Raw genomic sequence first — 25,965 nt, 5'->3', positions numbered from 1 at the left:
CCCGAAAATTCGGAACGAGGCTTTTTTACTTTACGAGCATTCACTTATGACAAGGTGCCTGCGAGGGCTTTTTTGATCAGGGCGCGGGTTTCGTCGATGCCGTAAAGGGCAACGAACGAACCAAAGCGCGGGCCGCGTTCCTGACCGATCAGGACCTCGTAAAGCATCTGGAAGAACGAAACCGATACGCCTGGACCCCCTTCAGGGCTCTTTTTGGTGTGATCCTGATAGCGTTCGATTGCACGGGCGACGTCCAGAATGGCGTTCTGAATGCCGGTGCCATCGGTATTGCTTGGCAAGGTCGCAAGTTTCGCATCAAGGCCTTCAAGTGCAGCGCGTTCCACATCATCAGGGGCGCGGAACTGTTTGGTTGGCTTGACGAAATCGTTGAAGTAGCGGATTGCATAGCCAACCAGCGCATCAAGTTCCGGGTTGTTTTCTGGCGTAACACCCGGCACATGGCGCGAGATGAAGCCCCACAGAACGCTCGGGCTTTCCGCATTGGATGCACTCACCAGATTGAGCATCAGCGCGAATGTCACCGGCAGCTCAACCTTTGGTGGATTACCGTAATGGATATGCCAGACCGGATTGTTCAGACGGTCTTTCCATTCCTGACGGTTATAAGCTGACAGATAGGTGAAATATTCGTCCACCGCCTTCGGAATCACGTCAAAGTAGAGTTTCTTCGCGGTCTTCGGCTTCTGGAAGTTGTAGAGTGCAAGGCTTTCGGTTGGTGCATAGGCCAGCCATTCGTCAATCGCGATGCCGTTGCCCTTTGATTTTGAAATCTTCTGGCCGATCTGATCGAGGAAGAGCTCGTAAACAAAATGCTCTGGCGCACGACCGCCAAGAATTTCGCAGATGCGATCGTAAATACCGGCATTGGTCTGATGATCTTTGCCGAACATTTCAAAATCAACACCGAGCGCTGCCCAGCGCATACCGAAATCCGGCTTCCACTGTAGCTTCACGTTGCCGCCGGTAACGGGGAGTGTGGTTTCAACACCGTCTTCATCGTCAAAGGTGATGGTGCCAGCTTTAGCATCCACGCGCTTCATCGGCACGTAGAGCACGCGACCGGACTTTGGCGAAATTGGCAGAAACGGGCTATAGGTCGCCTGACGTTCTTCACCGAGCGTCGGCAGCATCACCTTCATGATGTCGTCATAGCGTTCGACTGCCTTGAGCAGTACGGCGTCGAACTTACCGGACTTATAATAGTCCGTTGCGCTGGCGAATTCATAGTCGAAGCCAAAAGTATCAAGGAAGCGGCAGAGCATGGCGTTATTATGCTCTGCAAAGCTCTTGTATTCGCCGCCAAACGGATTTGGCACGGCAGAAAGCGGCAATTGCAGATATGGCTCAAGGGCTGCTTTGTCCGGTACATTGTCCGGGATCTTACGCATGCCGTCGAGATCGTCCGAGAAACAGATGAGGCGAGTCTTGACCTTATCACCAGTCAGAACGCGAAACGCGTGACGCACCATCGAGGTGCGTGCAACTTCGCCGAACGTGCCGATATGCGGCAGGCCCGATGGCCCATAGCCGGTCTCAAAAATCACGGTTTCAGGAAGCCCCGTCTTTTCGTAGCGCTTGAGGATTTTTCTTGCCTCTTCAAAAGGCCACGATTTCGCTTCCGCAGCCGCCGCGGTCAGTTCCGGGGTCAGCGTAATTTCGGGAAGGCGGTGCGAAGTCATGATTTTTTCCTGATGTCCTGTGAAGGGCTTTGTTTGATGAAGTTTTTCTGCACTCAGATGTGCTATTGCTCTATGGCGCGGCTAAACCCAGACGTCAATCTTTGCAGCGATAATTCCGAGTGAATTTCCTTGCGCAAGTCTCTCAGGCTTCCTAATTTTCGGCCAATGTGACCGAAATTGTGATTCCGGTTCACCTGTTGAGGAGCATTCGATGAATAAGATTTCCGCACACGACGCCCTAGTGTACATCATGGTGACAACGTCTGCCGCAGACACGTCGATGACCGATGCGGAAATGGCATCGATCAGCAATGTGGTTTCGCGCCTGCCGGTTTTTCAGGGTTTTGACTCTGCGCGGCTACCTAAAATTGCCAGCGATTGTTATGAGCTTCTGGCTTTCGAGGACGGGTTGGAGCGCATTCTCGACTTGGCGCATGAGGCATTGCCGGAAAAGCTCTATGATACTGCCTATGCACTGGCCGTTGAAGTGGCGGCGGCTGATCTGCATGTCGAGCAGGAAGAACTCGAGTTTCTTCAGATGCTGCGTGATCGCTGGACACTGGATGAATTGACCGTTGCAGCAATTGAGCGCAGCGCGCGCGTTCGATTCCGCAAGCTCTGAGTTGTTCTGAATGTAAACTGATAACGGGCGGGATTAACCCGCCCGTCGTATATGACGGTCCGGTTTTAGCAGATGACAGGCACGCGTCGCGCTTTCCGCCATTCCAATGCGGTCCGCATCAGATGGGCAGCTTCTGCGAATGTGGCACTCTCTTTCCAGCGCTCCGTATGAATAAGGCTTGATGGAACGATGTCCCTCAATGCTTCAAGCGTATGGCGAGGGATTGTATCAGTGCAGCGCCAAAGACGTCGGAAAACAACGCTAATACGGGTAATCTTACCATTGATTGCTACGACCGGCTCTTCCATTTCGAGATTCCAGTCCTCATAAGCATCTACCGCATCCTGAAAGGCGTGATGCAGATAGATCGGTGCATGACCGTCATGAAGTGGGGGCAGCAAACTGGACATTTCTGTTTCCTCTCTTCCAATGGTGCTTCAGCTAAAGGCATTAACAGAAACTTCGATACAGAACTCCGCAAATGCAGTTCAAAAGAGCAGATTTCGGCTCTTTGGCTGTGTGCCGTATCAGTTTTCCTTCACGAAATACGACAACACATAATTAACCATGATCTATGCAAGGGAGGGTGTTTGGCAAGGAGAAAATTTCTTTTATAAAGCTCGAAAGGGAAAAACAGTTCTGGTTCTATGGTTGAATTTTTTCTGACACTATCCCTCATTATCGTGGGAGGAAGGACTGATCATCGGTGGTGGACAAAGACACATTGTTGGGTGGTCTGGTCTCGGTTGGATTGCATGGTGCAGTCCTTGCGCTGCTATTGTTCACATTTCCAATGTCAACGCATTCCGTCCAGCCTGAGGACGTGAAAGTCGAGCTGGTTCCGCCGCCATCAGACAGCCCATCACCTGCTCAAGAGAAAAATTCTGCCACTAAGGATAAGGCTGCCGCGCCCTATAAAGCGTTTGAAACGGCTTCAGATGATAAGAAAGAAAACACCAAAACCGAGCCGAACAGGGCGTCTGAACAGCAAGGGGTTGATAGGCCTCAACCAGTTGATGGGGTATCGGAAAGGTTTCAGGAGAAGACGTTTGGTGGCGAGCCAGTTCTGAGCACTGAAAAATCATCTTCCAGCCTAGCTGACTTGAAAAAGCAGGACGCGCCTATGATCAAGGCTAAGAAAATCTACTCAAAAGATGCTCTTGCAAATCCGCGTGTGAAACAGGCTTTAGGAAAGCTTTCTCCGACAGATCGTGTCATACAGATTTGTGGCATTGAGGCCTTGGAGCAAATCCGGCATCATCGACCGGACATCGTGCCTGATATGATGGCCCGAACAGGTGGAGCGCTGACAGAGACGAGTTTGAAGATGTCTGGAGGTGCCTTTCGAAGTCGTGCAAAATGGTACAATCTGGATTTCGATTGCACCATTAATCCAAAAGATATGGCGGTCTCGTCGTTCCAGTATGCGATTGGTGGCACGGTTCCTAAAAAAGACTGGTCTCGCAGAGAGTTGCCTGTTGATTAGCTTTCGGGATGCAGATCTTTTCCAAAACAGAAACAGTTTTCGTTATTTATTGCCACTGCGACAGGATTTGCCCTGCAATTTGTTTAGGTCCGGTGTAGACAAATACATAGGGAATTGAATTTCAGAGGCAGTGATATGGCTCGGTTTGTTGCATCGCGCAGAGCATTTCTTATTGGTTCGACTTCGCTTGCGGCATTGCCGCTTTTGCCCCATTGGGCAAGTGCCGAAGATACACCGCAAAATGGCGGACGACTGGTCGTCGCCGCAGATTCCGAGCCGCGTAATCTCAATCCGGCCATTGTTGCCTCCAACGGTGTTTTCTTCGTGGCGAGCAAAGTGATTGAGCCTTTGGCGGAAGCATCGTTTGACGGTCAAAATGGCCTTGAACCACGCCTTGCAACCAGTTGGGAAGGCTCTGCTGATGGTCTGACTGCGACTTTCCATCTGCGAGAGGGCGTCAAATGGCATGATGGTCAGCCGTTTACCGCGGCGGATGTGGCGTTTTCTGCCATGCAGGTCTGGAAACCACTGCAAAATCTCGGCCGCGTCGTGTTCAAGGCGCTTGAGAAGGTTGAGACGCCGGATGAATATACGGCGATCTTCCATTTCAGCGAGCCAACCCCGTTTCAGCTCATTCGCAATGCGTTGCCGGCATTGACTGCCGTTTTGCCCAAACATGTGTTTGATGGTACCGACATTGCCGCCAACCCTGCCAATGAGAAGCTGATTGGCACAGGCCCGTTCAAATATGCCGAGCACAAGACGGGCGAATATTATCGCCTGACGAAGAATGATGACTATTGGGGCGATGGCGAGCCTTATCTTGACGAAATCATCTATCGTGTGCTGCCGGACCGTGCCGCCGCCGCAGGCGCGCTGGAAGCGGAGGAAATTGACCTTGCAGCATTCTCCGCGGTCCCTCTGGCTGATCTCGACCGCATCTCAAAAGTGCCGGGGCTGCGTGTCATTTCCAAGGGCTATGAGGCGCTGACCTATCAGTTGGTCGTCGAAATCAATCATCGCCGCAAGGAACTCTCAGACCTTAAAGTCCGTCAGGCAATCGCGCATGCGATTGATCGCGATTTGGTGGTGAAAACGATTTTCATGGGCTATGCCAAGCCTTCGACCGGGCCGGTTCCCCAATATGACAGCCAGTTTTATACGCGTGATGTGACCGCTTATCCTTTCGATATAGCGAAGGCTAATGCACTTCTGGATGAGGCCGGTTATAAGCGCGGCAAGGATGGAAACCGTTTTGTACTCAAGTTATTGCCCGCACCTTATTTCAATGAAACCAGACAGTTCGGGGATTATCTTAGACAAGCACTTGCAGAGATTGGCATTGATGCGCGTATTGTCAACAATGACTCAGCGGCGCATCAAAAGGCGGTTTATACGGACCACGATTTTGATCTTGCGATTGCGCCGACTGTCTATCGTGGAGACCCCGCCATTTCGACGACCATTCTGGTTGAAAGCGGCATTGCTTCGGGTGTTCCGTTCTCCAATCAGGGTGGTTACGCCAATGCTGAGTTGGATGCGGTGATTGCCAAAGCAGCACATGAGATTGATGAGAAGGAGCGCACGGCACTTTATCACCAGTTTCAGCAATTGGTGGAAGCCGATCTGCCGCTCATCAATGTGGCTGAATGGGGCTTCATTACTGTTGCCAATGATCGCGTGCAGAATGTTGCCAACAATCCGCGCTGGGCTGTCTCCAATTGGGCCGATAGCTGGATTAAACAGTGACGCAGCTTCTGTTGCTTCTCAGAAAACGACTGATCGGCAGCCTGATGGTGCTGCTGATTGTTATTATAGGCTGTTTTCTGATGCTGGAAACAGCACCGGGAGATGCGGTCGATGCCTATGCTGTGAGCTTTGGTGGTGATGCGGTTGCTATTGCGGACATGCGTGCGCGTTGGGGGCTTGATCAGTCTATATGGCATAGGCTCACGGCCTATCTTACAGCGCTTTTACAGGGAAATCTTGGTTGGTCGGTCAGTTTTAACCGTCCTATTCTGGATGTCATTCTTGAACGTTTGCCCAATACGCTTTTGTTGATGGGCGCAGCCACCGCGCTGTCCTTTGTTGTGGGTTCTGCTCTGGGTATAGTGGCCGGTACAAAGCCCGCAAGTTTTCGCGACCGTTTTTTGTCCGTTGCTTCGCTTGTGCTTTATGCCATTCCCGGTTTCTGGCTGGCGCTTGTGCTGGTCATCCTGTTTTCGATCCGGCTGCGCTGGCTGCCTTCAAGCGGCATAGAGACGATTGCTTCCGGCAAGGAAGGTCTTGCGCGTGGACTTGATATAGCGCGTCATCTTGTGCTGCCGGTTGTCTCGCTGGCCCTGATTTATCTGGCTCTTTATCTGCGTGTCACGCGTGCTTCGATGGTTGAGATTTGGCGTATGGATTTCGTCCGCGCACTGAAAGCGCGAGGCATATCTCACCCGCGTATCGTGTTGTGCCATGTCGTGCGCAATGCACTCCTTCCACTGGTCACTATGCTTGGGCTGCAAGCTGCGTCCATGCTGGGCGGCAGTGTGGTGATTGAAAGCGTTTTTGCGGTTCCTGGCCTCGGTCGGCTCGCGCAGGAGGCGGTGGCAAGCCGTGATACGCCTCTGCTGCTGGGCGTCATTTTGACCAGCGCCATTATGGTGATCTTGGTCAATTTCGTCGTTGATCTTCTCTATCTCTGGCTTGATCCGCGCATATCTGCCGGAAAGGTCCGACAATGAATGGGGGCAGGCGTTATTTCAGTTCAGGAGAAGGCATTGCAGGCGCGATTATTCTGCTCGTGCTGATCGCCGCAGCACTCTTTGCGCCATTGCTCTTTCCCGGTGATCCTTTGCGCATTGTTGCAACGCCGATGCTTGCGCCTTTCGACAATGCATCCTTCCCGTTTGGAACGGATCGGCTGGGTCGTGATGTACTGGCCGAGCTATTCCACGCAAGTCGCACATCGCTGATCGTGGGGCTGGCCGCAGCGGCGGTATCCATCCTGATTGGCAGTGTTGTCGGCACATTGGCAGGTTTTGTCGGGGGGCTGGTTGATGAAGTGTTGATGCGCATAACAGAAGCTTTCCAGACCATTCCGGGTTTTTTACTGGCGCTTGCCTTGGTCAGCATTGCCGGGCCTTCGTTGCCTGTGCTGGTTGCAGCGATTGCGCTTTCAAGCTGGACGCAGGTCGCACGCCTGACGCGCGGACAAGTGCTGTCAATCCGCGAGAGCGATTACGTAGCCGCAAGCCGTGTGATCGGTATGCACCCGCTGGAAATCGCATTCCGGCAAATCCTGCCCAATGCTTTGCCGCCGGTGCTGGCGCTTGTGCCGGTCATTGTCGCCTCTGCCATTTTGATTGAAGCAGCACTTTCATTTCTGGGGCTTGGCGATCCCAATCGCGTGACGTGGGGCGGTATGATTGCCGAGGGCCGCACGGTTTTGCGCTCGTCCCCATGGCTGTCTATTCTGCCGGGGATGGCACTGGCGTTCACGGTCGTGGGGGTCTATCTCGCAGGCGAAGGCATCACCAATGCTGCATCGCGGCGGGAGGTACAGACATGAGTGTGCTTGCCCATATAACCAATTTCGGTGTGCGTTATGGTCGGGATCATGCGCTGCACAATATCAGTCTGGATATCAATAAGGGCGAAACGCTTGCCATTATCGGCGAAAGCGGTTCTGGAAAAAGTACGTTTGCTTTGGCGCTGGCCCGTCTGTTGCCTCTTAATGCTTGCACTTCAGGCGCGATCCAATGGCCGGGTGGAACCCCAAAGCAGGGGCGTGATGTGGGCTTCGTGTTTCAGGACCCCGCTTCAAGCTTTGACCCCTTGATGCGTGTTGGGGCCCAATTGATTGAAACGATTCGGGCTCATGAAAGCATAGATCGGAATGCTGCAAAAGATAAAGCAATAAATCTGTTAGAGCGGGTTCATATACCTGTTCCCGAACTCAGTTTTTTACGCTATCCGCATCAGTTTTCCGGTGGGCAAAAGCAGCGCATCGCCATAGCGCTCGCCATGGCTGCAAACCCTTATATTCTGATTGCGGATGAACCGACCAGTGCGCTCGATACCATTGTGCAACGGGAAATCGTGGCACTGCTGCGTGCCTTGGTTAAGGCCAATGGCATGACGCTGATTTTTATCACGCACGATATTGCACTGGCTTCCAATCTGGCGGATCGCATCGCCGTTTTCCGCCATGGTGAACTGGTGGAATGCGGTTCAGCGCGCACAATTGTTACCACGCCGCAGAGCGATTACACGAAAGCGCTGATTGCAGCCGTCCCCGTGCTGGAGCCTCAGCATGGATAGAGCGTTGTTACAGGCGAGCGACGTGACCGCGCGCTATGGCGATAAGCTGGCGCTCGATCATATAAATCTCGCGATTAAGGCCGGTGAAACGCTGGCGCTGGTGGGGCCTTCGGGCAGCGGTAAATCGACATTGGCGCGTGCGCTGTTAAGGCTGCATCCCCTTGAAACGGGTTCGGTTCAGTTTGAAGATGAAGACTGGCTTGCCCTCAAAGGGGGCGAACTCAGAAAGCGCCGCGCGCGATTGCAGATGGTGTTTCAGGACCCGCTCTCTGCTTTTAATCCACGCGCAACGGTCTATGATCTGCTGCGCGAGCCGCTGCGTATTCATGGGATAACACGGGATATTTCAGAGCTTTTGAAAAAGGTTGGGCTTGATCCTGAACTGAGCAAACGCGGCGTGCATGAGATTTCCGGTGGGCAGCGTCAGCGTGTGGCGATTGCACGGGCGCTTGCAACAAGGCCATCGCTCATTGTCCTGGATGAAGCGGTGTCTGCGCTTGATGTGACGGTGCGAGGCGCAATTCTGAAATTGTTGCTGGAGATACAGAAGACCGAGGGCACAGCCTATCTTTTTATCACGCATGATCTGGCCGTTGCGGCACAAATGGCTGATCAGATTGCTGTGATGGAGCAAGGGCGGATTGTTGAGTGCCGTCCGATGCAGGAATTGATTGCGGCACCGCACATGCCTGTTACGAAAGCATTGATAGAAGCGGTGCCGAAAATATTGGTTTAAGCCTTTCCCAGCTCAATAGAACGGTTGCGCGCAGCTTCAACCGCTTCTGTTACAAGGTTCTTGAGGCGGTTTTCACCCATCAAAACATCTAGCGCTGCGGCTGTTGTGCCATTGGGGCTTGTGACCTGCTCGCGCAATTTCGTTGGGCTGTCGCTGCTGGAGGCAGCCAGCGCTCCCGCACCCATCACGGTTTGCATGGCAAGAAGCGCTGCCGTTTCGCGCGGAAGACCGGCGGTCACGCCAGCATCGGTCAAGGCTTCAATGAAGTGGAATACATAAGCAGGGCCAGAGCCGGAAACGGCAGTCACGGCATCCATCTGTGCTTCATCGTCAATGCTTGCAACCTTACCGGATGTTTTGAGCAGGCTTTTTACGAATGCTGCATCATCGTCACTAACATTTGTGTTTTTGAAGGTGACAAGCATGCCTTTACCAATTGCGGCAGGCGTATTTGGCATACAGCGCATGATTTTTGCATCGCTACCCAGATGCTGTTCGAAAAATGAAACTGGAATGCCAGCAGCCACGCTGACAAAAGTGGCATTGGGTGCAAAGCGCTTATAAGCCGGCAGTACATCGCCCATAACCTGTGGCTTGACGGCAACCAGCACCATACGTGGGTTAAGGTTATCAGGGAGCGAGCCGGCGCTTGAGCAGGCATTCACACCGGCAAGCGCTGCCCGCGTCTGAAGGGTTTCTGAAGGCTCAACCACATGCACATTCTCAGCTTGTAGAATCCCGCTGTCGAGCCAGCCTTTGAGCATGGCAAAGCCCATATTGCCGCAACCAACGAGAATGACTGTGTCCTGCATGAGAAAGTTCCGCCCTGATTAAATTGATATGTTTTCGGGTATAGCCTCCACCGACAGCAATTCGCAAGGCTTGTAGCAAAAACGGCGTGTTTGAAATGAACTGTATATTTATAATTTTATCGTGATTTATTGAGCGCTCTTATTTTATAGAAATAAAGCATGTCTCCTAAAAGCGGGGACCGATTTTGGATTAAAGACATGCGTCAAACCAAGAGTTAAAACGTGTTATATGACGAGAATAACACACAACACGCTTTCATTCGGTAAAAGCTGGATTTGAGGGAATAATGGATCCATCGCTTACAACAGGTGTGCCGCCTGCAGAGGCCTTCACGCATGTCCGCATCATTATTGGCATTATCCTTGGCCTGTGTGTGTCGCGTCTTCTGACAGGATTTGCCCGTTTTATTCAGCATCCGGGCAAACAGAAAATCTATCCTGTGCATCTGGCATGGGTGGGCTTTATTCTGCTCTCGGTTATCCATTTCTGGTGGTTCGAGTTCAATTTGCGTGCCGTTCATGTGTGGACGTTCGAGAAATATTTCTTCGTCATTTTTTATGCAGGGCTTTATTTTCTGCTCTGCACGCTGCTTTTTCCTGACGATATGGGGGAATATACCGGCTATCGTGATTATTTCATTTCGCGGCGCAAATGGTTCTTTGGCATTCTGGCGCTGGTATATGTTGCCGATGTTGTTGATACCTTTCTCAAGGGCGTGGAGCATTATCAGCTATACGGGGTTGAATATCCTATTCGTGTCGGTGCGTTGGTTGTCGCAAGTCTTATTGCGATGTTTACGGATAACCGGCGCTATCATGCGATTTTTGTGAGCGTCGCGCTGCTATACGAAATAGCCTTCACGCTCCGGCATTTTGCGACTTTATCCTGAAACTCGGCCAATCTGAGATTGTCATCTTGGCCGATGACGCTTATTGGCATGGTTTCAGGATCAAGGCGATGTATCCCAAGGCATCGCCTGTTTAAAGCGGAGCATTGATATGGCCCAATTGATCGACGGCAAGAAGCTCGCCGAGGACGTGGTGTCCACGGTGAAGCGTGAGACCGAAAAACTCGTGGCTGCAACTGGCGTGGTTCCCGGTATTGCGGTGGTGATTGTCGGTGAAGACCCGGCAAGTCAGGTCTATGTTGCTTCCAAGGGCAAAAAAGCCAAGGAATGCGGCTTTGTTTCCGTGCAGCACGATCTCCCGGAAGACGCTTCTGAGCAGGAGCTTCTGGATCTGATCGACAGCCTCAACAACGATCCTGCCATTCATGGCATTCTGGTACAGTTGCCGCTGCCAAAGCACATTGATTCCGGCCGTGTGATCCAGACAATCGCGCCGGAAAAAGACGTCGACGGCTTCCATTTCATCAATGTGGGTAAGCTTGGCACCGGCGAAGTCGATACGGCTTTCGTGCCGTGTACGCCAGCCGGTGCGATGATCATGATTGAGCGCGTTCATGGACGCGATCTTTCGGGCCTCAATGCGGTTGTGATTGGTCGTTCCAATATCGTTGGCAAGCCGATGTTCAACCTTCTGCTTGCTGCTAATGCGACGGTAACGGTTGCACATAGCCGTACCAAAGACCTGCCAGCGATTGCCCGCACCGCCGATATTCTGGTTGCAGCAGTCGGTCGTCCGCAGATGGTCAAGGGCGACTGGATCAAGCCGGGTGCGACTGTGATCGATGTGGGTATCAATCGCATTCCTGCACCTGAAAGGGGCGAAGGGAAGACGCGTCTGGTTGGCGATGTCGATTTTGTGGATGCGGAAAAGGTGGCAGGTGCCATTACGCCAGTTCCGGGTGGGGTTGGTCCGATGACCATCGCCATGCTGATGGCAAACACTTTAACCGCCGCATGCCGCAGCGTTGGATTTGAGAAGCCAGTATTCTGAAAATAAAAGAAAGGCCGCATGGATGATGCGGCCTTTCGATTTTCAGAACACCGATGCACCTTCATCGGCGCGTCCGGCGATGCTTCGAAAGGCGCGGAAAAGTTCACGGCCCATACCATGATCATTGGCTGAAAGGTCGGGACGCTGTTCGATGCGTTCATGAAGAAGTGCATCACTGATCAGCACGTCCAGAGTTCCGTTCACGGCATCAAGTCGAACAATATCGCCATTGCAAATTTTTCCGATCGCGCCACCATCGAGTGCTTCCGGTGTCACATGGATGGCCGATGGCACCTTCCCGGATGCGCCGGAAAGACGGCCATCGGTGACGAGCGCTACGCGCTGTCCGCGATCCTGCAAAATACCAAGCACAGTCATCAGTTTGTGCAACTCAGGCATGCCATTGGCTTTTGGCCCCTGATAGCGCACAACGGCGATAAAGTCGCCGGTGAGGTCGCCAGCCTTGAATGCGGCTTGCAATTCGGCCTGATCGTTGAAGACTTTTGCCGATGCTTCAATGACATGGCGCTCTGGTTTCACTGCTGAAACCTTGATGATCGCATTACCGATATTGCCGGTCAGGACCTTAATGCCGCCTGAGGGCTGGAAGGGCGCGCCGATCTTGGCCAGAACCTTGTCGTCGCCGCTCTTTTCGGGAACCGGTTCGCGAACAACCGTGCCATTTTGCCCAAGTTTTGGTTCGATTGCGTAAGGTCGCAAACCTTCTCCCCAGACAGTGCGGACATCTTCATGCAGAATGCCGCCGTCGAGTAATTCGCGGATCAAAAAGCCCATGCCGCCAGCTGCATGGAAATGGTTCACATCGGCGAGGCCGTTTGGATAAACGCGCGCCAGTAAAGGCACGACGTCAGAAATCTCCGAAATATCCTGCCATGTCAGTTTGATCCCGGCAGCTGCGGCCATGGCGATCAGGTGGATCGTATGGTTTGTCGAACCGCCGGTCGCGTTCAACCCAATGATACCATTGACGAAAGACCGCTCGTCCAGCATCTCGCCAACGGGCGTATATTCATTGCCGCAAGCAGTAATCGCCAAGGCGCGCTTGGTGGCTTCGCGGGTCAGCGCTTCGCGTAACGGTGTGCCAGGATTGATGAAAGACGAGCCGGGCAGGTGCAGCCCCATGATCTCCATCAGCATCTGATTGGAGTTGGCGGTGCCATAGAAGGTACATGTGCCGGGGCCGTGATAGGATTTTGATTCAGATTCGAGCAATTCCGCGCGGCCAACCTTACCTTCCGCATAAAGCTGGCGGGTCTTGGCTTTTTCGTCATTCGGCAGACCGCTTGTCATAGGCCCTGCCGGAATGAAGACCGCTGGCAGATGACCAAAGGTGAGGGCACCGACGATTAGCCCCGGTACAATCTTGTCGCAGACACCCAGATAGACGGCAGCGTCGAACATGTCATGTGAGAGGCCGACAGCCGTTGCCATGGCAATGACTTCGCGCGAAAACAGTGACAGTTCCATGCCCGCAAAACCCTGCGTGACACCATCACACATGGCAGGTACGCCGCCTGCAACCTGCGCCACGCCACCTGCGTCACGCGCAGCCTTGCGGATCAGATCGGGATAGGTCTCAAACGGCTGATGCGCTGAGAGCATGTCATTATAAGCGGTTATGATGCCGAGATTTGGGACAACATCGGCGGTCAGGGCGGCCTTGTCATTGGGGCCGCAGGCTGCAAAACCGTGGGCGAGATTGGCGCATCCAAGGATCGAGCGATGTGGCTTGCGGGAGGCCGCATCACGAACACGTCCAAGATAGGCTTCTCGAGTGGGCTTTGAGCGCTCAACGATACGCTCTGTGATGGCCTTGATGCGGGTATGCGCAGTCTGCGTTGTCATGGGTATCACCTGTTGGAAAATGCCAGGCTTGCCTGTGGTTGATTATAACACAGTCCCAAACGCAAACTGCTGCGTTCAATGAGACCGTTAGCTTGTCCAATAAAGTTGTATCGGCTTGCGGGCGTGATGGAACACGGCGCGAACCGGCATTTCATTTTCGTCGTCGCTGGCAAGTGCCTTTTCAAGTGTTGCCTGCTTGGCAGCACCCTCAATATGCAGAACCAGCATGTCTGCTTCCACCAGCAATGGCAGGGTCAGTGTCAGGCGCTTTTCACCTGCACCTTCTGCATGAATTGGCAGAACAACAGCCTTGGTCTTTGGATCAATCGCCTGATCAAGACGGTCGGCATTCGGGAAAAATGATGCTGTGTGCCCATCATTGCCCATGCCAAGCACAACGACGTCAAACGGGCGACGCAATGCATCAATACGGCTGGCAGCCGCCAGTGCTGCTGTTTCTGCGGTCGCAGCCGGATTATAAAGGCCGACAAATTTCGCGACACCTGCATGATCACGCAACAGATGATCACGCACCAGCTTTTCGTTGGAACGTTCGTTGGTTGGTGCGACAAAGCGCTCATCGACGAGCGTAATGGTCACAAGCGTCCAGTCAATCATTTTGCGGGACAAGATGTCGAACAGCTTGAGCGGCGTTGTGCCGCCGGAAACAGCAAGTGTCGCTTGCCCCCGCTCAGCAATAGCGGCAGCCAACTTGTTCGCAATTGCTTCAGAAAGCGCCTGCGCAAGTTCTGTTCCACTGGTAAAATCGTGCCGTTCGATGCTCATGCCGTACCTTTCAAGTCCAAACGTCCGGAACGAGCGCAATCTCTGCGGATATTCGCGCTCGCTCTTTATTTTGTGGCACAAAGACTGATCCGGGAATGTCTGTCAACGTCCCCGGACTTTGCTTTGTCAGCTTTCGTGCCAGGTCCGACCATCACGCTCAATAAGAGCGATCGAAGACGACGGTCCCCAGGTGCCTGACGTGTAGCCCTGAACCTGTTGGTTGTTCACCTCCCAACCCTTGAGGATCGGATCAACCCAGCGCCATGCCGCTTCCACTTCATCGCGGCGCATGAAGAGTGTCTGGTTGCCACGTACAACGTCCATGATCAGACGCTCATAGGCATCAGGATTGCGTTCATTGAAGGATTCAGCAAAGCTCATATCAAGTGGAACGTGGCGAAGGCGCATCCCGCCCGGACCTGGATCCTTGATCATCAGCCACTGCTTGACACCTTCATCCGGCTGCAAACGGATAACAAGCTGGTTGGCAACAACTTTGCCGGCATGTTCTCCGAAGATCGAATACGGGATCGGCTTAAAGGTGACGACGATTTCCGAAACACGAGACGCAAGGCGCTTGCCTGTGCGCATGTAAAACGGAACGCCAGCCCAACGCCAGTTGTTGATTTCGGCCTTCAGCGCCACAAAAGTTTCGGTGTTGCTGTCGTCGCTGCCGAGGTCTTCGAGGTAGCCCTTAACAGGACCACCTGCGGATGCGCCAGCGCGATACTGGCCGCGTACCGTCACGTCTTCGACATTGGCCGAGGTAATTGGTTTGAGCGAACGCAGTACCTTGACCTTTTCGTCATGGACGGCATCGGCTTCGAGCGACGAAGGTGGCTCCATGGCGACGAGGCAAAGAAGCTGCAGAATATGGTTCTGCACCATATCGCGCAATGCGCCAGCAGTGTTGTAATAGCCCGCGCGACCTTCAAGGCCGACAGATTCGGCAACCGTAATCTGAACGTGGTCAACGTGCGCAGAATTCCACAATGGCTCATAAAGTGCATTCGCAAAGCGCAGAGCCATCAGGTTCTGGACGGTTTCCTTGCCCAGATAATGGTCGATACGGAAAATCTGGTCTTCGCGGAAAACGCTGCCGATGGTGTCATTAAGCGCATTGGCGGATTCGAGATCTCGGCCAATTGGCTTTTCAACGATGATGCGCGTATCGCGCGTGATCAAGCCATGCGACTTGAGACGGTTGGCGATGTCACCAAACAAAGTTGGGCTGACTGCGAGATAAAACGCGCGGATCTTTTCAGGCTTTTTGCCAATAGCCTCTTTCAGAGCAGCCCAACCATCTTCCGACTTCGCATCGACTGCGACATAGGTCAGCCGAGCCATAAATGCCTCGACTTCCTTGGCGTCAATTTCGGAAGCTTTCACATGCTCGTTGATCGCATCACGGGCAAATTTGCGATATTCCTCATCGGTCATGGCGCTACGCGATGCACCGATGATACGTGTTGGCTCACTGAGCTGACCTGCACGTTGGCGCTGGTACAGAGCAGGAATCAGTTTGCGTTCGGCAAGATCGCCGGAACCGCCGAAAACGATACAATCGAAGGGCTCTACCGGTATTATCTGGCTGGTCATATATTGCTCTCTTCCACTTCTGACGCAAATCACTTCGCTAATAGCAGATTGCGATTTTCGCGCAGCCTTTGTCTACGATCTAATCGATTTAAATTCAACCGTCCAATATAACATTCTCGCGAATGTTGCCAATTACAGGTGTCTTATGACTCTGGTTAACGGCATATGCATATATAGCGTGTTCAAGATAATGCGATAGAAGTGATTTGACGGGCGGATTCTAATAAATATCCGCGAAAGGAGCATGACATGAAAAGGCTGCAGGATAAGGTTGCGATCATCACAGGTGCGGGATCGGGTTTCGGTTCTGCGATAGCGCGCCGATTTGCAGCTGAAGGCGCTAAAGTCGTGCTGGCGGATGTCAATGTGAAGCGCCTTGAAGACGAGTTAGCCGATATTGGCGAGAATGCTTTATCCGTACAGGCTGATGTTTCGCGCAAAGATGACATGGAGCGGCTGGCGCGCGCGGCATTCGACAAGTTTGGTCGTATCGACATCATGGTCAACAATGCCGGTTTCACCCACCGTAACATGCCTTTGACGGATGTGGATGAGCATAATTTCGATCTCATCAATGCCGTTAATATGAAGGCGATCTATTATTCGACGCTGCTCGTTGCCCCGATCATGGAGCATCAGGGGAGCGGCGCGATTATCAACACGGCATCGGCGATGGCCAATCACCCACGCAAAGGGCTTACATGGTTTGCGGCATCCAAAGGCTGGGTTGTGAGCGCAACCAAGGCGATGGCGCTTGAGCTGGCCGAGAAAAATATTCGCGTCAACTGTATCTGCCCCGCTGAAAGCGACGGCGAAGCTTTGGCGCTTTTTCTCACGGAAGATACGCCGCAGGCGCGTAAAGATCTGAAAGAAACCATTCCGCTTGGCCGCTTCTCCAAGCCTGAAGATGTGGCCGAGGCTGCGCTGTTCCTTGCTTCCGATGCATCATCAATGGTGACAGGAACAGCGCTTAGCGTTGATGGTGGTTACTCTATCTAACGCCGTTCCTGAGAGCGCCCCAGTTATAAGCCGCACCGAGGCCCATGAGCACTGACGTGGCAATAAATACGGCGGGCATGCTAAACTGTCCGCCGACAAAGCCACCGGCCACTGGACCCGCAACCTGCCCGACATATTGGGCGGAAACAGAAAGTCCAAGCACGCTGCCTGCTACGCGGTCAGGGACATTGTGCCGGATGACGCTGCTGATGCAGGGTAAAAGGCCGCCCAATGCCAACCCCATCAGGAAGCGGAGACCGATCAGCTGCCAGGCTTCGGTCACAAAGGCTTGGGGAATAAGCAACAGTGCTGCAATGGCCAATGCGCCGGTAATGACGCGAGTATGGCCGATGCGATCTGCGAGGCGGCCAAGGCGTGAGGCGGACAGGATGCTGCCGAGCGCTGCCGCAGCCATGACGACACCGGAAATCAGAGTGACCTTCGCCTGATCATCCATCAGTTGCATCACATAGACGGTGATGATCGGCTCAATCGACATATTGGCAAACATCAGCAACATGCCGGTCGCAAGCATGGCGATGACGGGTTTGCGGTCGGGAACTAAAGCCCATATCGATTGCTTCTTTTGTTCGTTGTTTCGCTTGGGTGGTTTGCGATCTTCGCGGATCAGAAATGTTGTTGCAAGAAAGGTCAGGAAGATCACGCTGCCTGCCAGCCAGAAGGTCGCGCGGATACCGATCAGCGGTGGAAGTGCACCACCGAGCAAAGGGCCAGCCAGATTGCCAGCCATGATGCCAGCAGAAAGTGCACCCAGTGCCCAGCCGGTCTTGTCCTTTGGTGTCTGGGTTGCGACGAGAATCATAGAGCCGGAGGAATAGCCGCCTGCAATGCCGACAAACAGGCGCAGCGCCACCAGCTGCCAGATATCTGTGACCATGCCCATCAGCGACATGGCAATCGCCATGCCAAGGCTTGCGCGGATCAGCATCAGCTTGCGGCCATAAAGGTCACCGAGCTTGCCCCAGAAGGGGGCCACGATAGCGGCTGCGAGAAAGGTCGCGCCATAGGCGATGCCCGACCATTGCACGATTGCAGCTTCGTCGGCCACGCCCAATTGTGCCACATAAAGCGGGAGGAACGGCAGAAGCAGCGACATGGCAATGAGCGTGGTGAATGAACCAATGAGGCAGATGAAAAGATTCTGCTTCCAATAGCGTTCGTGGTTTTCATCACCAATTGCCGCCTTATCGCCTGTTTCGGCATGCCGGGTATTCATGGTTTATTCCGTTGTAATAATGTGCGGTTGTTTTGTATTCCATTTTGGGATACCAATTTGGAATACACACATGCGCCTGACACATTAAGTTGTCAATCAGGCAACCGGAAAAATTGGGATGCAGATGTCACAGATGCGGCACGTCGAAGAACAGCTTCGCGATATGATCCTTGGGCTTGAACTGGGACCAGGCGAGCGGCTGACTGAACGCTGGATCGAGACGCAGTTCAATGCTTCGCGCACGCCGATCCGAGCGGCGCTTTTACGGCTTGAAGCCGAGGGACTTGTCGGACGGGAAGGCCGCGGCTGGACTGTTTCACCGATCAATCTCGCCGAGATTGAACAGATCGGCGTCTATCGCGAGGCACTGGAGATTGCCGCCCTCAAGGTCACTTGCGCGATGGAAGATCGCAGTGGGGTCGATGCGATTGCTGAAATGCTCAACAGTTGTGATGCGACGCGTTCGCGTGAAGAGTGGCATCGCGTGGGGATGGATTTTCACATCGAGCTTGCCCGACTTTCGGGCAATGAATTTCTCAGCCGTGGCGTTCGCGATGCCATGCAGCGGCTTTCGCGCGCACGCTGGCTTGAAGTGCGCGATGCGGATGCGCTGGCGCGCGCCTGGCAACAGCATCATGCCATTCTGGATGCGGTGCGAGAAGGAAACGTGTCTCAAGCCACCACTCTGATGACATCGCATTTGGGTGGAAGCCGGTCGCGTCTGATCGACAATCTGCGCGAAGATCGGCGTGGCCTGAAAGCGCGTGGCTTTGCAGTGGTTAGTGGCTAAAGCATTTCCAACAAAAGTGCGAAGCGGTTTTGCGCGGAATAATGCGTTAAAACAAAAAAATATCACCATTCAGGCAGCTTATGTCCGTCACGGGCAAAATGGGTTGGTCTGCCCTCTTTGATACCCACATCGCGCAGCAAATATTCCGGCGAGTGTTCGTTGATGAGGTAATACTTACGTTTCCGCTTGAACAAGTGCGCAATCCACTTGCGCAAGCTCAATGGCGTAGTTTTTTCAGGGCAAGCAGCGGCAATCGTTGATGAGCTGATCTCAACATCACGCATAGTAGGTCTCATTTTTTAGGGGTATGTGTTAAATTGTGCCTATAGTTATGATCGAAAAATGCTTTGTTTTCCAATTGAATGTCGATTATCCTACATAAGGAGAACTTATGTATTATGACGTCACCCCTGCCACCGCTTTCAGCCATTCGTGTTTTTGAATCCGCTTCCCGCCACGCAAGCTTTACGCGTGCGGCGAAAGAGTTGGGAATGACGCAGGCTGCCGTCAGCTATCAGATCAAATTGCTGGAAGAGCGTGTCGGCGCTCCACTGTTTCTGCGCAAACCGCGACAGGTGGAATTGACCGAACTGGGCAAGCGCTTGGCTCCTGCGATTAACGATGCCTTTGAAACAATGCGGGCGGCCTTTGCTTCGGCACGGGATGACACGCAGGGCGTTTTGACAATCAGCGCTGTGGTGACGTTCGCATCAAACTGGCTGGTACAGCGGTTGGGATCGTTCCAGATGCAACATCCGGCGCTGGCCGTGCGACTGGATACCTCGAACGATATAATCGATTTCTCGACGTCAAATGTCGATATGGCCATTCGCAGCGGGCGAGGTGAGTGGCCCGGTATGATTGCCCACGAACTGATCAAAGCGCAGTTTTCACCGATGCTCAGTCCCAAACTTATGGAGTCGGTCGGAGGGATTAAAGATCCTGTTGATTTGTTGCGCCTTCGTGCCGTCGACCCCACCGATCCATGGTGGAAAATCTGGTACAAAGCTGCCGGAATTGAAAATCCGGCCATAAAGGGCAATTCTTTCAGCCGTTATGGCGCGCAGCATCTCGAAGGGCGAGCAGCCGCTGCCGGGCAGGGCGTTGGTATCCTGACACCTGCGTTTCATGCCGCAGAACTGGCATCAGGGCAACTAATCCAGCCCTTTGATCTTCTTTGTGATGACGGACAGGCCTATTGGCTGGTTTATCCCAAAGCACGCAAGAACATGCCCAAAATCCGTGCTTTTCGCGAATGGATTATGGGCGAGCTTGCCCCGTAACCCTAGCCCATCAGATAGCGGAAAAAACCAGCCGAGCAGATGCCGATGATGACGGTCGGCAGCATAGAAAAGCGTGTTGCCGCTAGAATGGTGATCGCAAGCGCTGCAAGATCAGCCGGTTTGTCGGAAACGAAATCGGGCGCAATGACGGAAATCAGCACGCAGCCGGGAGCGGCTTCCATGACGGCTGTGGCGCGCTTGCTGAGCGTACGATTGCGCAACAGAATATAGCCGCCAATACGCGTGAGATAGGTGACGCTTGCCATTAAAACGATGGCTACAACTGCTATTGGATCAATCATTGTCTTTACCTGCCAGAACATAAGCAGCAATCAGACCGGAAATCGCACCGGCTGCGACATACCACGCACCGGGGATAGTGAGATAGGTTGTTGCTGCAACAACAAGGCTGACCAGCCATGGACGGGCGGCGGCAACGCCTTTCCACATGCCTGCAAGCAGCACGAGGAAGACAGCCGGAAAAGCCATGTCAAAGCCATATGGACGCATATCGCCCATCATCGGGCCGAAAGCTGCGCCAAGGGTCGTAAAGAACACCCATGCAATGTAAAACGGGACCGCAACACCGGCATAGAATTTAAGGCTGAGAGCAGGGTTGATGCCTTTGGCCTTTCGGCGTTTCGCATCGGCAATGCCGATTGCCCAGCTTTCATCGCACATGAGAAACAGCGTCGCAAAAGCCTTGCGCTTGGGCAGATGACGGATAAATGGAGCGAGCGCTGCCCCCATCAGTAGATGACGGCTATTAACGAGAAAAGTAATTGCGGCAATCAGCAAAATATGCGGCGGGGAGGTCCACAGCTGAATAGCTGCAAATTCCGATCCTCCAGCAAAGTTGAGACCCGTCATCAATGGAACTTCGACGAGACTCAACCCTTTTTGTGCAGCAAGCGCACCCAGAACCACCGCATAGGGAATAATGCCAAGCAGAACCGGAAACCCGGCAACTGCACCCCGGCGAAATTCCGAATAACGCGCAGTTCTGCTTTTTTGCGGCGCATAGGCCTGTGAAATATCCATAAAACGTCCGTTGGCCTGCCGTCAGGCTGCCCCTTATGCATTGCATGATTTGTCTGAATTTTGGATAATGTAGCCAATGTCTGACGCAATTTGGTTGCAAAGATTGGTCTTATGCATCAATGTTTGGCACAAAATGCCAATAATATTTTAAAAAATGGAATTGATAGCCAATGAAGCTGGATGATATCGATAGACGGATCCTTCGTGTACTTCAGCGCAATGGTCGTATCGCCAACAATGATCTGGCGCGTGAGGTGGGGCTGTCGGCGTCACCATGTCTGCGTCGCGTCCGGCTTCTTGAAGATGCGGGCGTGATTGATCGCTATGTTGCGGTGCTTAATCCGGCAAAAATTGGCAAAGGGCTGACTTTTTTCGTGCGCATTCGTCTCGATCAGCAAGATGAGGAGACACTGCAAACCTTTGCAAAGGCCATCCTGAAACTACCACAGGTGGTTGAGTGCTATTTCATGTTGGGGGATTTTGATGCAATGATCCGCGTTGTAGCTGCTGACATTGAAGACTATCGCCGTTTTCAGTCGGAGCATTTGAGCCGCATCAAAGGCGTTCAAAGCCTCAAGACAGACGTTCCGAGCCAGACGGTAAAGCAGGTTTCCGAAATCCCGGTTTAAATCAAGAAAAAGGCCCGGAATGACCGGGCCGTTTTTCATTTCGTTATGCTGCGAGGGTCGCGCTGTCGATGACAAAGCGGTATTTCACATCACTTTTCAGCATGCGTTCATATGCATCTTCGATGTTCTGGATTGCAATCATTTCAATATCGGCAACAATGCCTTTTTCAGCGCAAAAGTCGAGCATTTCCTGCGTTTCAGCAATGCCTCCGATCAGCGAACCGGCAATCGAGCGACGTTTGAAGATCAGCGTAGCGACATTTGGCGATGGATGCGCATGTTCCGGCACGCCAACCAGTGTCAGGGTGCCATCACGCTTTAAGAGCTGGGTGAAGGCATCGAGATTGTGGCTGGCTGCAACGGTGTTGAGGATAAAGTCAAAGCTGTTGGCGTGTGCCTTCATCTCTTCATCGTTGCGCGAGACGATTACTTCATCAGCACCGAGCGCCTTGGCGTCTGCGCGCTTGCTTTCGGATGTGGTGAAAGCGACTGTATGAGCGCCAAGCGCATGAGCAAGTTTGATGCCCATATGTCCAAGGCCACCAATGCCGACAATGCCGACTTTCATGCCGGGACCAACGCGCCAGTGACGCAGCGGCGACCATGTGGTGATGCCTGCGCAAAGCAGTGGTGCAACGGCAGCAAGCTGTTCCTTAGGATGGTTGATCTTGAGAACGAACTTGTCTTTAACAACGATCTGCTGCGAGTAGCCGCCAAGTGTGTGGCCCGGTGCGTCAGGCGTAGGCGAATTATAGGTGCCCGTGAAGCCGTGTTCGCAATATTGTTCCAGCCCGTCATCGCAGGCATAGCAATGCTGGCAACTATCGACCATGCAGCCAACGCCGACCGTATCGCCGACCTTGAATTTGCTGACATTTGCGCCGACAGCGGTAACGTGGCCGACAATTTCGTGGCCGGGAACGCAAGGATAGACCGTTCCGGCCCATTCCGAACGAACCTGATGCAGATCGGAATGGCAGACACCGCAATAAGCGATTGCGATCTGCACATCGTCTGCACCCGGCGCGCGGCGTGTGATGTCGATCGGTTCAAGTGGCTTGTCACCGGCATAAGCACCATAGGCTTTTACGACCATGTGGTTGCTCCTTGTTGTGGTTGAGACCGGACGCATGCTCACACATGAGGCCAGTCGGAAATCTGTTCTGTTGCCGTTCGTTCTTTCGATGCCAGCATATCCACAAACCTGAACACAGGTTTATGACAATCGGCTGACTTGGCAGGCATGTTAAGATGGGGTGAAGAAGCGAAAAAGGAAGAGCAATATGCCGCATTGGCCATCACGAATGCGTGCGCCGTGTTGCTCAGCTTAAAGCGCCAATCTGGTTTCACGTGCTTTAGGGATGTGGTTGTGCGAAGCCATGGCGTTCGGAAAGGGCCTTGAGGATTGCATCCTTGTCGGAGATGAAGGCGCGTCCTTCATATTCGCCTGTTTGATGGATTGAGCTGTCACCTTGCGCCAATATCAGCAGTGGTAAAGACTGGTTTTCCTCACCCACAAGTGCGATTACATCTGGTCTCGGACGCGGCCAGGCGATGCGCATGATCTCGATTTTCTCTCCCAATGCGGGAAATGATGCGAGCACGCCTTCCATCAGCGCACAATGTTCGCAGTAAAAAGTCTGGCCCGGATAGGCCGGATCTTCAAAACCGGGCATTAGAAGAAAAAGCGTGTCTTTGCTCAATGGAAACTCCTGCGCTGCTTTGTTCGTGAAATGATAGGATGATTCTCAGAGCAATTGCGCGTTTCTATTGTGTTTTACTTAATCTCGGTTAGCGCTGCGCGCCCTTGAGAGCACCCACAATCTCATAAAATCTACGCCCTTTGCCCTATGCTCTACCTCTATTTGCGGACGTGGTAGATCGGATTGCTGTAACATTTTCAATGGCATGGTGGAGTAATATCAGAGCGGTAATTGGGGTGAAGTAATCGAGGCATTCTAACTCCGTGCAACACGGAATAGTGCTTCATGTTCTTGAACAGACGCATCGTGCTTTGCAAAAACATGCTGTTTTTGGCCCGATGCCATAACTCTTAGAGCGGAGGGACTTATGTCAGCAGATAAAGACCGGCATTCACCGAGCAGTCGCGCGCGACGCCATTTTCTGGGTGCTGCGGCGGGCATGATTGCAAAGGGTTCCGCCCTGGGCGCGCTGGTGGCGACTGTATCGTCTTTTCCAGCTCGAGCTCTTGGTACGAAATGGTGGGAGCACGGCGGCGGTTCAGGTTCTAACTGTCTTTTGAAAGGTACACTCATAGAGACCGCGAAGGGGCCGGTTGCGGTAGAAAATCTCGTGATCGGAGATTTCGTCAGGACAGTTGATGGTTCTTTTATGCCCGTTAAGTGGGTCGGCTGGCAAAGCCACCGCAAAGGCGGAGCGGGTTGGAACGAGAACATCATGCCGATCCGTATTGCACGTCATGCGATTGACGGCAAAGCGCCTCGCCGTGATCTCTATTTGTCTCCAAACCATGCTCTTTTTATTGATGGCGTTTTGATCAGAGCGAAAGATCTCGTCAATGGCCAGTCTATCACGCGCGCTTTAGCACAAAATACCATCGACTATTATAATATTGTGCTCGATAGCCATGCGGTTGTGCTGGCCGAAGGCGCTGCGGTCGAAACCTATTTGATGCGCGGCGAAAGCTACAAAAGCTTTACAAATTTTGCGGAGTATGAGGCTCTTTACAGAGGCGAAGCACGTATCGTTATGCAGTCTTTTGTGCCGATCATTGGCTATGAAGGTGTGCGTGAACACATAAAGGCATTGCTATGTTTGAGCGGAATTCTGCCGATGTGTGATGTGGTGGAAGAGACATATCAACGCCTTGCAGCAAAAGCCGGGGAGGGTGTGGTTTAAATCCGATCCATCAGCGCATACCATGACAAGGCAACAAATAGCAGTGGGGCACGCAACGTGCGGCCGCCGGGGAAGGCGGGAATGCGCAATTCTTCAAAGAGTTTGAGCTTCTCGCGCTTACCGCTGATCGCTTCCGCATAAAGTCTGCCCATGTAATTGGCGAGCATGACTCCATGGCCGGAGTAACCACCTGCTGAAATAACGCCAGGCATCACTTCACGCACAAATGGCTGGCGCGGCATGGTTATACCAACGGATCCACCCCATGCGTGTGTAATGTCGACCTTGTCGAGTGCGGGATAGATTTCAGCAATCTGGCGGCGGATATGTTCGCTGATGTCACGCGGATTGTCGGCGGTATAGGCTTCACGGCCTCCGAACAGAAGACGGCCATCCTTTGATTTACGGAAATAACGAACGACGAAGCGCGAGTCATCAACCGACTCACCACCGGGAATGACCGGGCTGTTGTCGCCCAGAGGGGCAGTTGCGCCAATAAAAGAACGGATTGGCATCACGTGAGTTGCACTTGTCGGCTCCAAATCACCGCCGTGCGCATTGACTGCGAGAAACGCTCTCTTTGCTGAAATCGTGCCGCGTGGCGTTTCAACTTCAACGCGACCGCTTGCTGTGGTTATCTTTGTGGCTTTGGTGTTTTCAAAGAGATGCGCACCGGTGGACTGTGCCGCTTTTGCCAGCCCAATCAGCAATTTCAACGGATGGATATGACCGGTGCCCGCATCATAAATCCCGCCATGATAGCGGTTAGAGCCGAGAAGTGTGGCCATTTCGTCGCGTTCAACAAAACGAATATGAGGGTAATTGAAGCGCGTGGCCATCAGTTCCGCATGGGCCTGATAGTGCTTCAAATAACGCGGCTTGTGCGCGGCTGAAATCTGGCCGGGCATATATTCCATATCGATAGAGTGTTCGCGCGCAAAGCCAAGAAGGTAAGCCTTGGCTTCTTCCGCAACATCGAACAGAGCCTTCGCCCGTTCAAAGCCATATTGCTTTTCGAGGTCTTCCGGCCATGTGCGCTGACCGGTGCCGAACTGACCACCATTGCGTCCCGATGCGCCATCGCCAAAGCGTGCCGCTTCGATCAGCACAACGTCGGCTCCCTGTGTGGCCAGATGATAGGCTGCCGAAAGTCCCGTATAACCACCACCAATAACAACGACATCTGCCTGACGGGCACCATCAAGTTCTTCGTATTGCGGTCGCTCTGGAGCGCTCGCTTCGTACCATGAGAAGCCGGGCGAGATTGGGCTTTGATAGGTCATGTGGAA

Annotated in this window: 27 protein-coding genes; 14 read left to right on the top strand and 13 right to left on the bottom strand. The window is 53.1% G+C overall.

Annotated elements, in window-relative coordinates; translation table 11 throughout:
- Positions 1-44: 44 nt before the first annotated feature.
- On the bottom strand, positions 45-1,700 hold the full coding sequence (locus tag ABE527_RS10555) for a lysine--tRNA ligase (RefSeq protein ID WP_265984443.1): 1,656 nt from the start codon (positions 1,698-1,700) through the stop codon (positions 45-47).
- 211 nt (positions 1,701-1,911) lie between these two features.
- Between ABE527_RS10555 and ABE527_RS10550 the strand changes: the two genes are divergently transcribed.
- Positions 1,912-2,322 (top strand): tellurite resistance TerB family protein, encoded by a 411-nt coding sequence (locus ABE527_RS10550; protein ID WP_265984441.1) that lies wholly within the window; start codon positions 1,912-1,914, stop codon positions 2,320-2,322.
- Positions 2,323-2,387: 65 nt separating this feature from the next.
- Here the strand turns inward: ABE527_RS10550 and ABE527_RS10545 are convergent, their stop codons facing one another.
- Positions 2,388-2,732: a BRA0787 family protein gene (locus ABE527_RS10545; protein ID WP_265984439.1), complete on the bottom strand. Its 345-nt coding sequence runs from the start codon at positions 2,730-2,732 to the stop codon at positions 2,388-2,390.
- 296 nt (positions 2,733-3,028) lie between these two features.
- On the opposite strand from ABE527_RS10545, the gene ABE527_RS10540 reads away from it, so the two are divergent.
- The 6 genes from ABE527_RS10540 (at position 3,029) to ABE527_RS10515 (ending at position 8,855) form a co-directional block, all read left to right on the top strand.
- Positions 3,029-3,808 (top strand): DUF930 domain-containing protein, encoded by a 780-nt coding sequence (locus tag ABE527_RS10540; protein WP_499696895.1) that lies wholly within the window; start codon positions 3,029-3,031, stop codon positions 3,806-3,808.
- 135 nt (positions 3,809-3,943) lie between these two features.
- Positions 3,944-5,557 (top strand): ABC transporter substrate-binding protein, encoded by a 1,614-nt coding sequence (locus ABE527_RS10535; protein ID WP_499696894.1) that lies wholly within the window; start codon positions 3,944-3,946, stop codon positions 5,555-5,557.
- Complete coding sequence (locus ABE527_RS10530; protein WP_499696893.1) at positions 5,554-6,540, top strand: ABC transporter permease; 987 nt, start codon at positions 5,554-5,556, stop codon at positions 6,538-6,540. The genes ABE527_RS10535 and ABE527_RS10530 overlap by 4 nt, the downstream gene beginning before the upstream one ends.
- Positions 6,537-7,367: an ABC transporter permease gene (locus ABE527_RS10525; RefSeq protein WP_499696892.1), complete on the top strand. Its 831-nt coding sequence runs from the start codon at positions 6,537-6,539 to the stop codon at positions 7,365-7,367. The genes ABE527_RS10530 and ABE527_RS10525 overlap by 4 nt, the downstream gene beginning before the upstream one ends.
- Positions 7,364-8,119 (top strand): ABC transporter ATP-binding protein, encoded by a 756-nt coding sequence (locus ABE527_RS10520; RefSeq protein ID WP_499696891.1) that lies wholly within the window; start codon positions 7,364-7,366, stop codon positions 8,117-8,119. The genes ABE527_RS10525 and ABE527_RS10520 overlap by 4 nt, the downstream gene beginning before the upstream one ends.
- Entirely contained in the window at positions 8,112-8,855 is a 744-nt protein-coding gene (locus ABE527_RS10515) for an ABC transporter ATP-binding protein (RefSeq protein WP_499696890.1), read from the top strand. Before ABE527_RS10520 ends, ABE527_RS10515 begins: the two co-directional genes overlap by 8 nt.
- Here the strand turns inward: ABE527_RS10515 and proC are convergent.
- Complete coding sequence (gene proC / locus ABE527_RS10510; RefSeq protein WP_265984429.1) at positions 8,852-9,667, bottom strand: pyrroline-5-carboxylate reductase; 816 nt, start codon at positions 9,665-9,667, stop codon at positions 8,852-8,854. The two genes, ABE527_RS10515 and proC, sit on opposite strands and share 4 nt — an antisense overlap.
- 287 nt (positions 9,668-9,954) lie before the next feature.
- Between proC and ABE527_RS10505 the strand changes: the two genes are divergently transcribed.
- Positions 9,955-10,557 (top strand): hypothetical protein, encoded by a 603-nt coding sequence (locus ABE527_RS10505; protein WP_265984428.1) that lies wholly within the window; start codon positions 9,955-9,957, stop codon positions 10,555-10,557.
- Positions 10,558-10,666: 109 nt separating this feature from the next.
- Positions 10,667-11,566 carry a bifunctional methylenetetrahydrofolate dehydrogenase/methenyltetrahydrofolate cyclohydrolase FolD gene (folD, locus tag ABE527_RS10500; protein ID WP_265984427.1) on the top strand — a complete coding sequence of 300 codons (900 nt, stop codon included), beginning with the start codon at positions 10,667-10,669 and terminating at the stop codon, positions 11,564-11,566.
- 42 nt (positions 11,567-11,608) lie between these two features.
- On the opposite strand, the gene edd is transcribed toward folD, so the two are convergent.
- The 3 genes from edd to zwf all read right to left on the bottom strand — a co-directional run bounded on the left by edd (position 11,609) and on the right by zwf (position 15,817).
- Positions 11,609-13,432 carry a phosphogluconate dehydratase gene (gene edd / locus ABE527_RS10495; protein ID WP_499696889.1) on the bottom strand — a complete coding sequence of 608 codons (1,824 nt, stop codon included), beginning with the start codon at positions 13,430-13,432 and terminating at the stop codon, positions 11,609-11,611.
- Between the two features lie 87 nt (positions 13,433-13,519).
- Positions 13,520-14,218, bottom strand: coding sequence for a 6-phosphogluconolactonase (gene pgl / locus ABE527_RS10490; RefSeq protein ID WP_265984424.1), 699 nt, complete (start codon positions 14,216-14,218; stop codon positions 13,520-13,522).
- A gap of 126 nt (positions 14,219-14,344) precedes the next feature.
- On the bottom strand, positions 14,345-15,817 hold the full coding sequence (gene zwf, locus ABE527_RS10485) for a glucose-6-phosphate dehydrogenase (protein ID WP_499696888.1): 1,473 nt from the start codon (positions 15,815-15,817) through the stop codon (positions 14,345-14,347).
- Positions 15,818-16,066: 249 nt separating this feature from the next.
- On the opposite strand from zwf, the gene ABE527_RS10480 reads away from it, so the two are divergent.
- Positions 16,067-16,816 (top strand): SDR family oxidoreductase, encoded by a 750-nt coding sequence (locus tag ABE527_RS10480; RefSeq protein ID WP_265984421.1) that lies wholly within the window; start codon positions 16,067-16,069, stop codon positions 16,814-16,816.
- On the opposite strand, the gene ABE527_RS10475 is transcribed toward ABE527_RS10480, so the two are convergent.
- Positions 16,809-18,053: a multidrug efflux MFS transporter gene (locus ABE527_RS10475; protein ID WP_499696887.1), complete on the bottom strand. Its 1,245-nt coding sequence runs from the start codon at positions 18,051-18,053 to the stop codon at positions 16,809-16,811. The two genes, ABE527_RS10480 and ABE527_RS10475, sit on opposite strands and share 8 nt — an antisense overlap.
- 124 nt (positions 18,054-18,177) lie before the next feature.
- Here ABE527_RS10475 and ABE527_RS10470 point away from each other — a divergent pair, with 124 nt between their 5' ends.
- Positions 18,178-18,843 carry a GntR family transcriptional regulator gene (locus ABE527_RS10470; RefSeq protein WP_499693909.1) on the top strand — a complete coding sequence of 222 codons (666 nt, stop codon included), beginning with the start codon at positions 18,178-18,180 and terminating at the stop codon, positions 18,841-18,843.
- Between the two features lie 62 nt (positions 18,844-18,905).
- Here ABE527_RS10470 and ABE527_RS10465 read toward each other — a convergent pair whose 3' ends face one another.
- On the bottom strand, positions 18,906-19,127 hold the full coding sequence (locus ABE527_RS10465; RefSeq protein ID WP_499696886.1) for a hypothetical protein: 222 nt from the start codon (positions 19,125-19,127) through the stop codon (positions 18,906-18,908).
- A gap of 114 nt (positions 19,128-19,241) precedes the next feature.
- Here ABE527_RS10465 and ABE527_RS10460 point away from each other — a divergent pair, with 114 nt between their 5' ends.
- The gene (locus tag ABE527_RS10460; protein WP_265984417.1) at positions 19,242-20,126 is read left to right on the top strand and encodes a LysR substrate-binding domain-containing protein; all 885 of its coding nucleotides are present in this window, start codon (positions 19,242-19,244) and stop codon (positions 20,124-20,126) included.
- Between the two features lie 2 nt (positions 20,127-20,128).
- Here the strand turns inward: ABE527_RS10460 and ABE527_RS10455 are convergent, their stop codons facing one another.
- Both ABE527_RS10455 and ABE527_RS10450 read right to left on the bottom strand, forming a co-directional pair.
- Positions 20,129-20,428: an AzlD family protein gene (locus tag ABE527_RS10455; RefSeq protein ID WP_265984416.1), complete on the bottom strand. Its 300-nt coding sequence runs from the start codon at positions 20,426-20,428 to the stop codon at positions 20,129-20,131.
- Positions 20,421-21,167: an AzlC family ABC transporter permease gene (locus ABE527_RS10450; RefSeq protein ID WP_499693789.1), complete on the bottom strand. Its 747-nt coding sequence runs from the start codon at positions 21,165-21,167 to the stop codon at positions 20,421-20,423. The genes ABE527_RS10455 and ABE527_RS10450 overlap by 8 nt, the downstream gene beginning before the upstream one ends.
- Before the next feature lie 170 nt (positions 21,168-21,337).
- Between ABE527_RS10450 and ABE527_RS10445 the strand changes: the two genes are divergently transcribed.
- Entirely contained in the window at positions 21,338-21,796 is a 459-nt protein-coding gene (locus ABE527_RS10445; RefSeq protein WP_265984413.1) for an Lrp/AsnC family transcriptional regulator, read from the top strand.
- Positions 21,797-21,839: 43 nt separating this feature from the next.
- Here the strand turns inward: ABE527_RS10445 and ABE527_RS10440 are convergent, their stop codons facing one another.
- Both ABE527_RS10440 and ABE527_RS10435 read right to left on the bottom strand, forming a co-directional pair.
- Positions 21,840-22,892: an NAD(P)-dependent alcohol dehydrogenase gene (locus ABE527_RS10440; RefSeq protein WP_499693790.1), complete on the bottom strand. Its 1,053-nt coding sequence runs from the start codon at positions 22,890-22,892 to the stop codon at positions 21,840-21,842.
- A 259-nt stretch (positions 22,893-23,151) separates the two neighbouring features.
- A complete protein-coding gene (locus ABE527_RS10435) occupies positions 23,152-23,499 on the bottom strand; it encodes a DUF3088 domain-containing protein (RefSeq protein ID WP_499693791.1) in 348 nt (115 codons plus the stop codon).
- Positions 23,500-23,866: 367 nt separating this feature from the next.
- Here ABE527_RS10435 and ABE527_RS10430 point away from each other — a divergent pair, with 367 nt between their 5' ends.
- Positions 23,867-24,676, top strand: a complete 810-nt coding sequence (locus ABE527_RS10430) for a Hint domain-containing protein (RefSeq protein WP_499696885.1) — start codon at positions 23,867-23,869, stop codon at positions 24,674-24,676.
- Here the strand turns inward: ABE527_RS10430 and ABE527_RS10425 are convergent.
- Positions 24,673-25,959: an NAD(P)/FAD-dependent oxidoreductase gene (locus ABE527_RS10425; protein ID WP_499696884.1), complete on the bottom strand. Its 1,287-nt coding sequence runs from the start codon at positions 25,957-25,959 to the stop codon at positions 24,673-24,675. The two genes, ABE527_RS10430 and ABE527_RS10425, sit on opposite strands and share 4 nt — an antisense overlap.
- Positions 25,960-25,965 lie beyond the last annotated feature (6 nt).

Source organism: Brucella sp. TWI432, assembly GCF_039674445.1.
Taxonomy (GTDB): domain Bacteria; phylum Pseudomonadota; class Alphaproteobacteria; order Rhizobiales; family Rhizobiaceae; genus Brucella; species Brucella chromiisoli.
The sequence above is the reverse complement of the archived record's forward strand: the minus strand, read 5'-3'. Positions and strand labels throughout refer to the sequence as shown.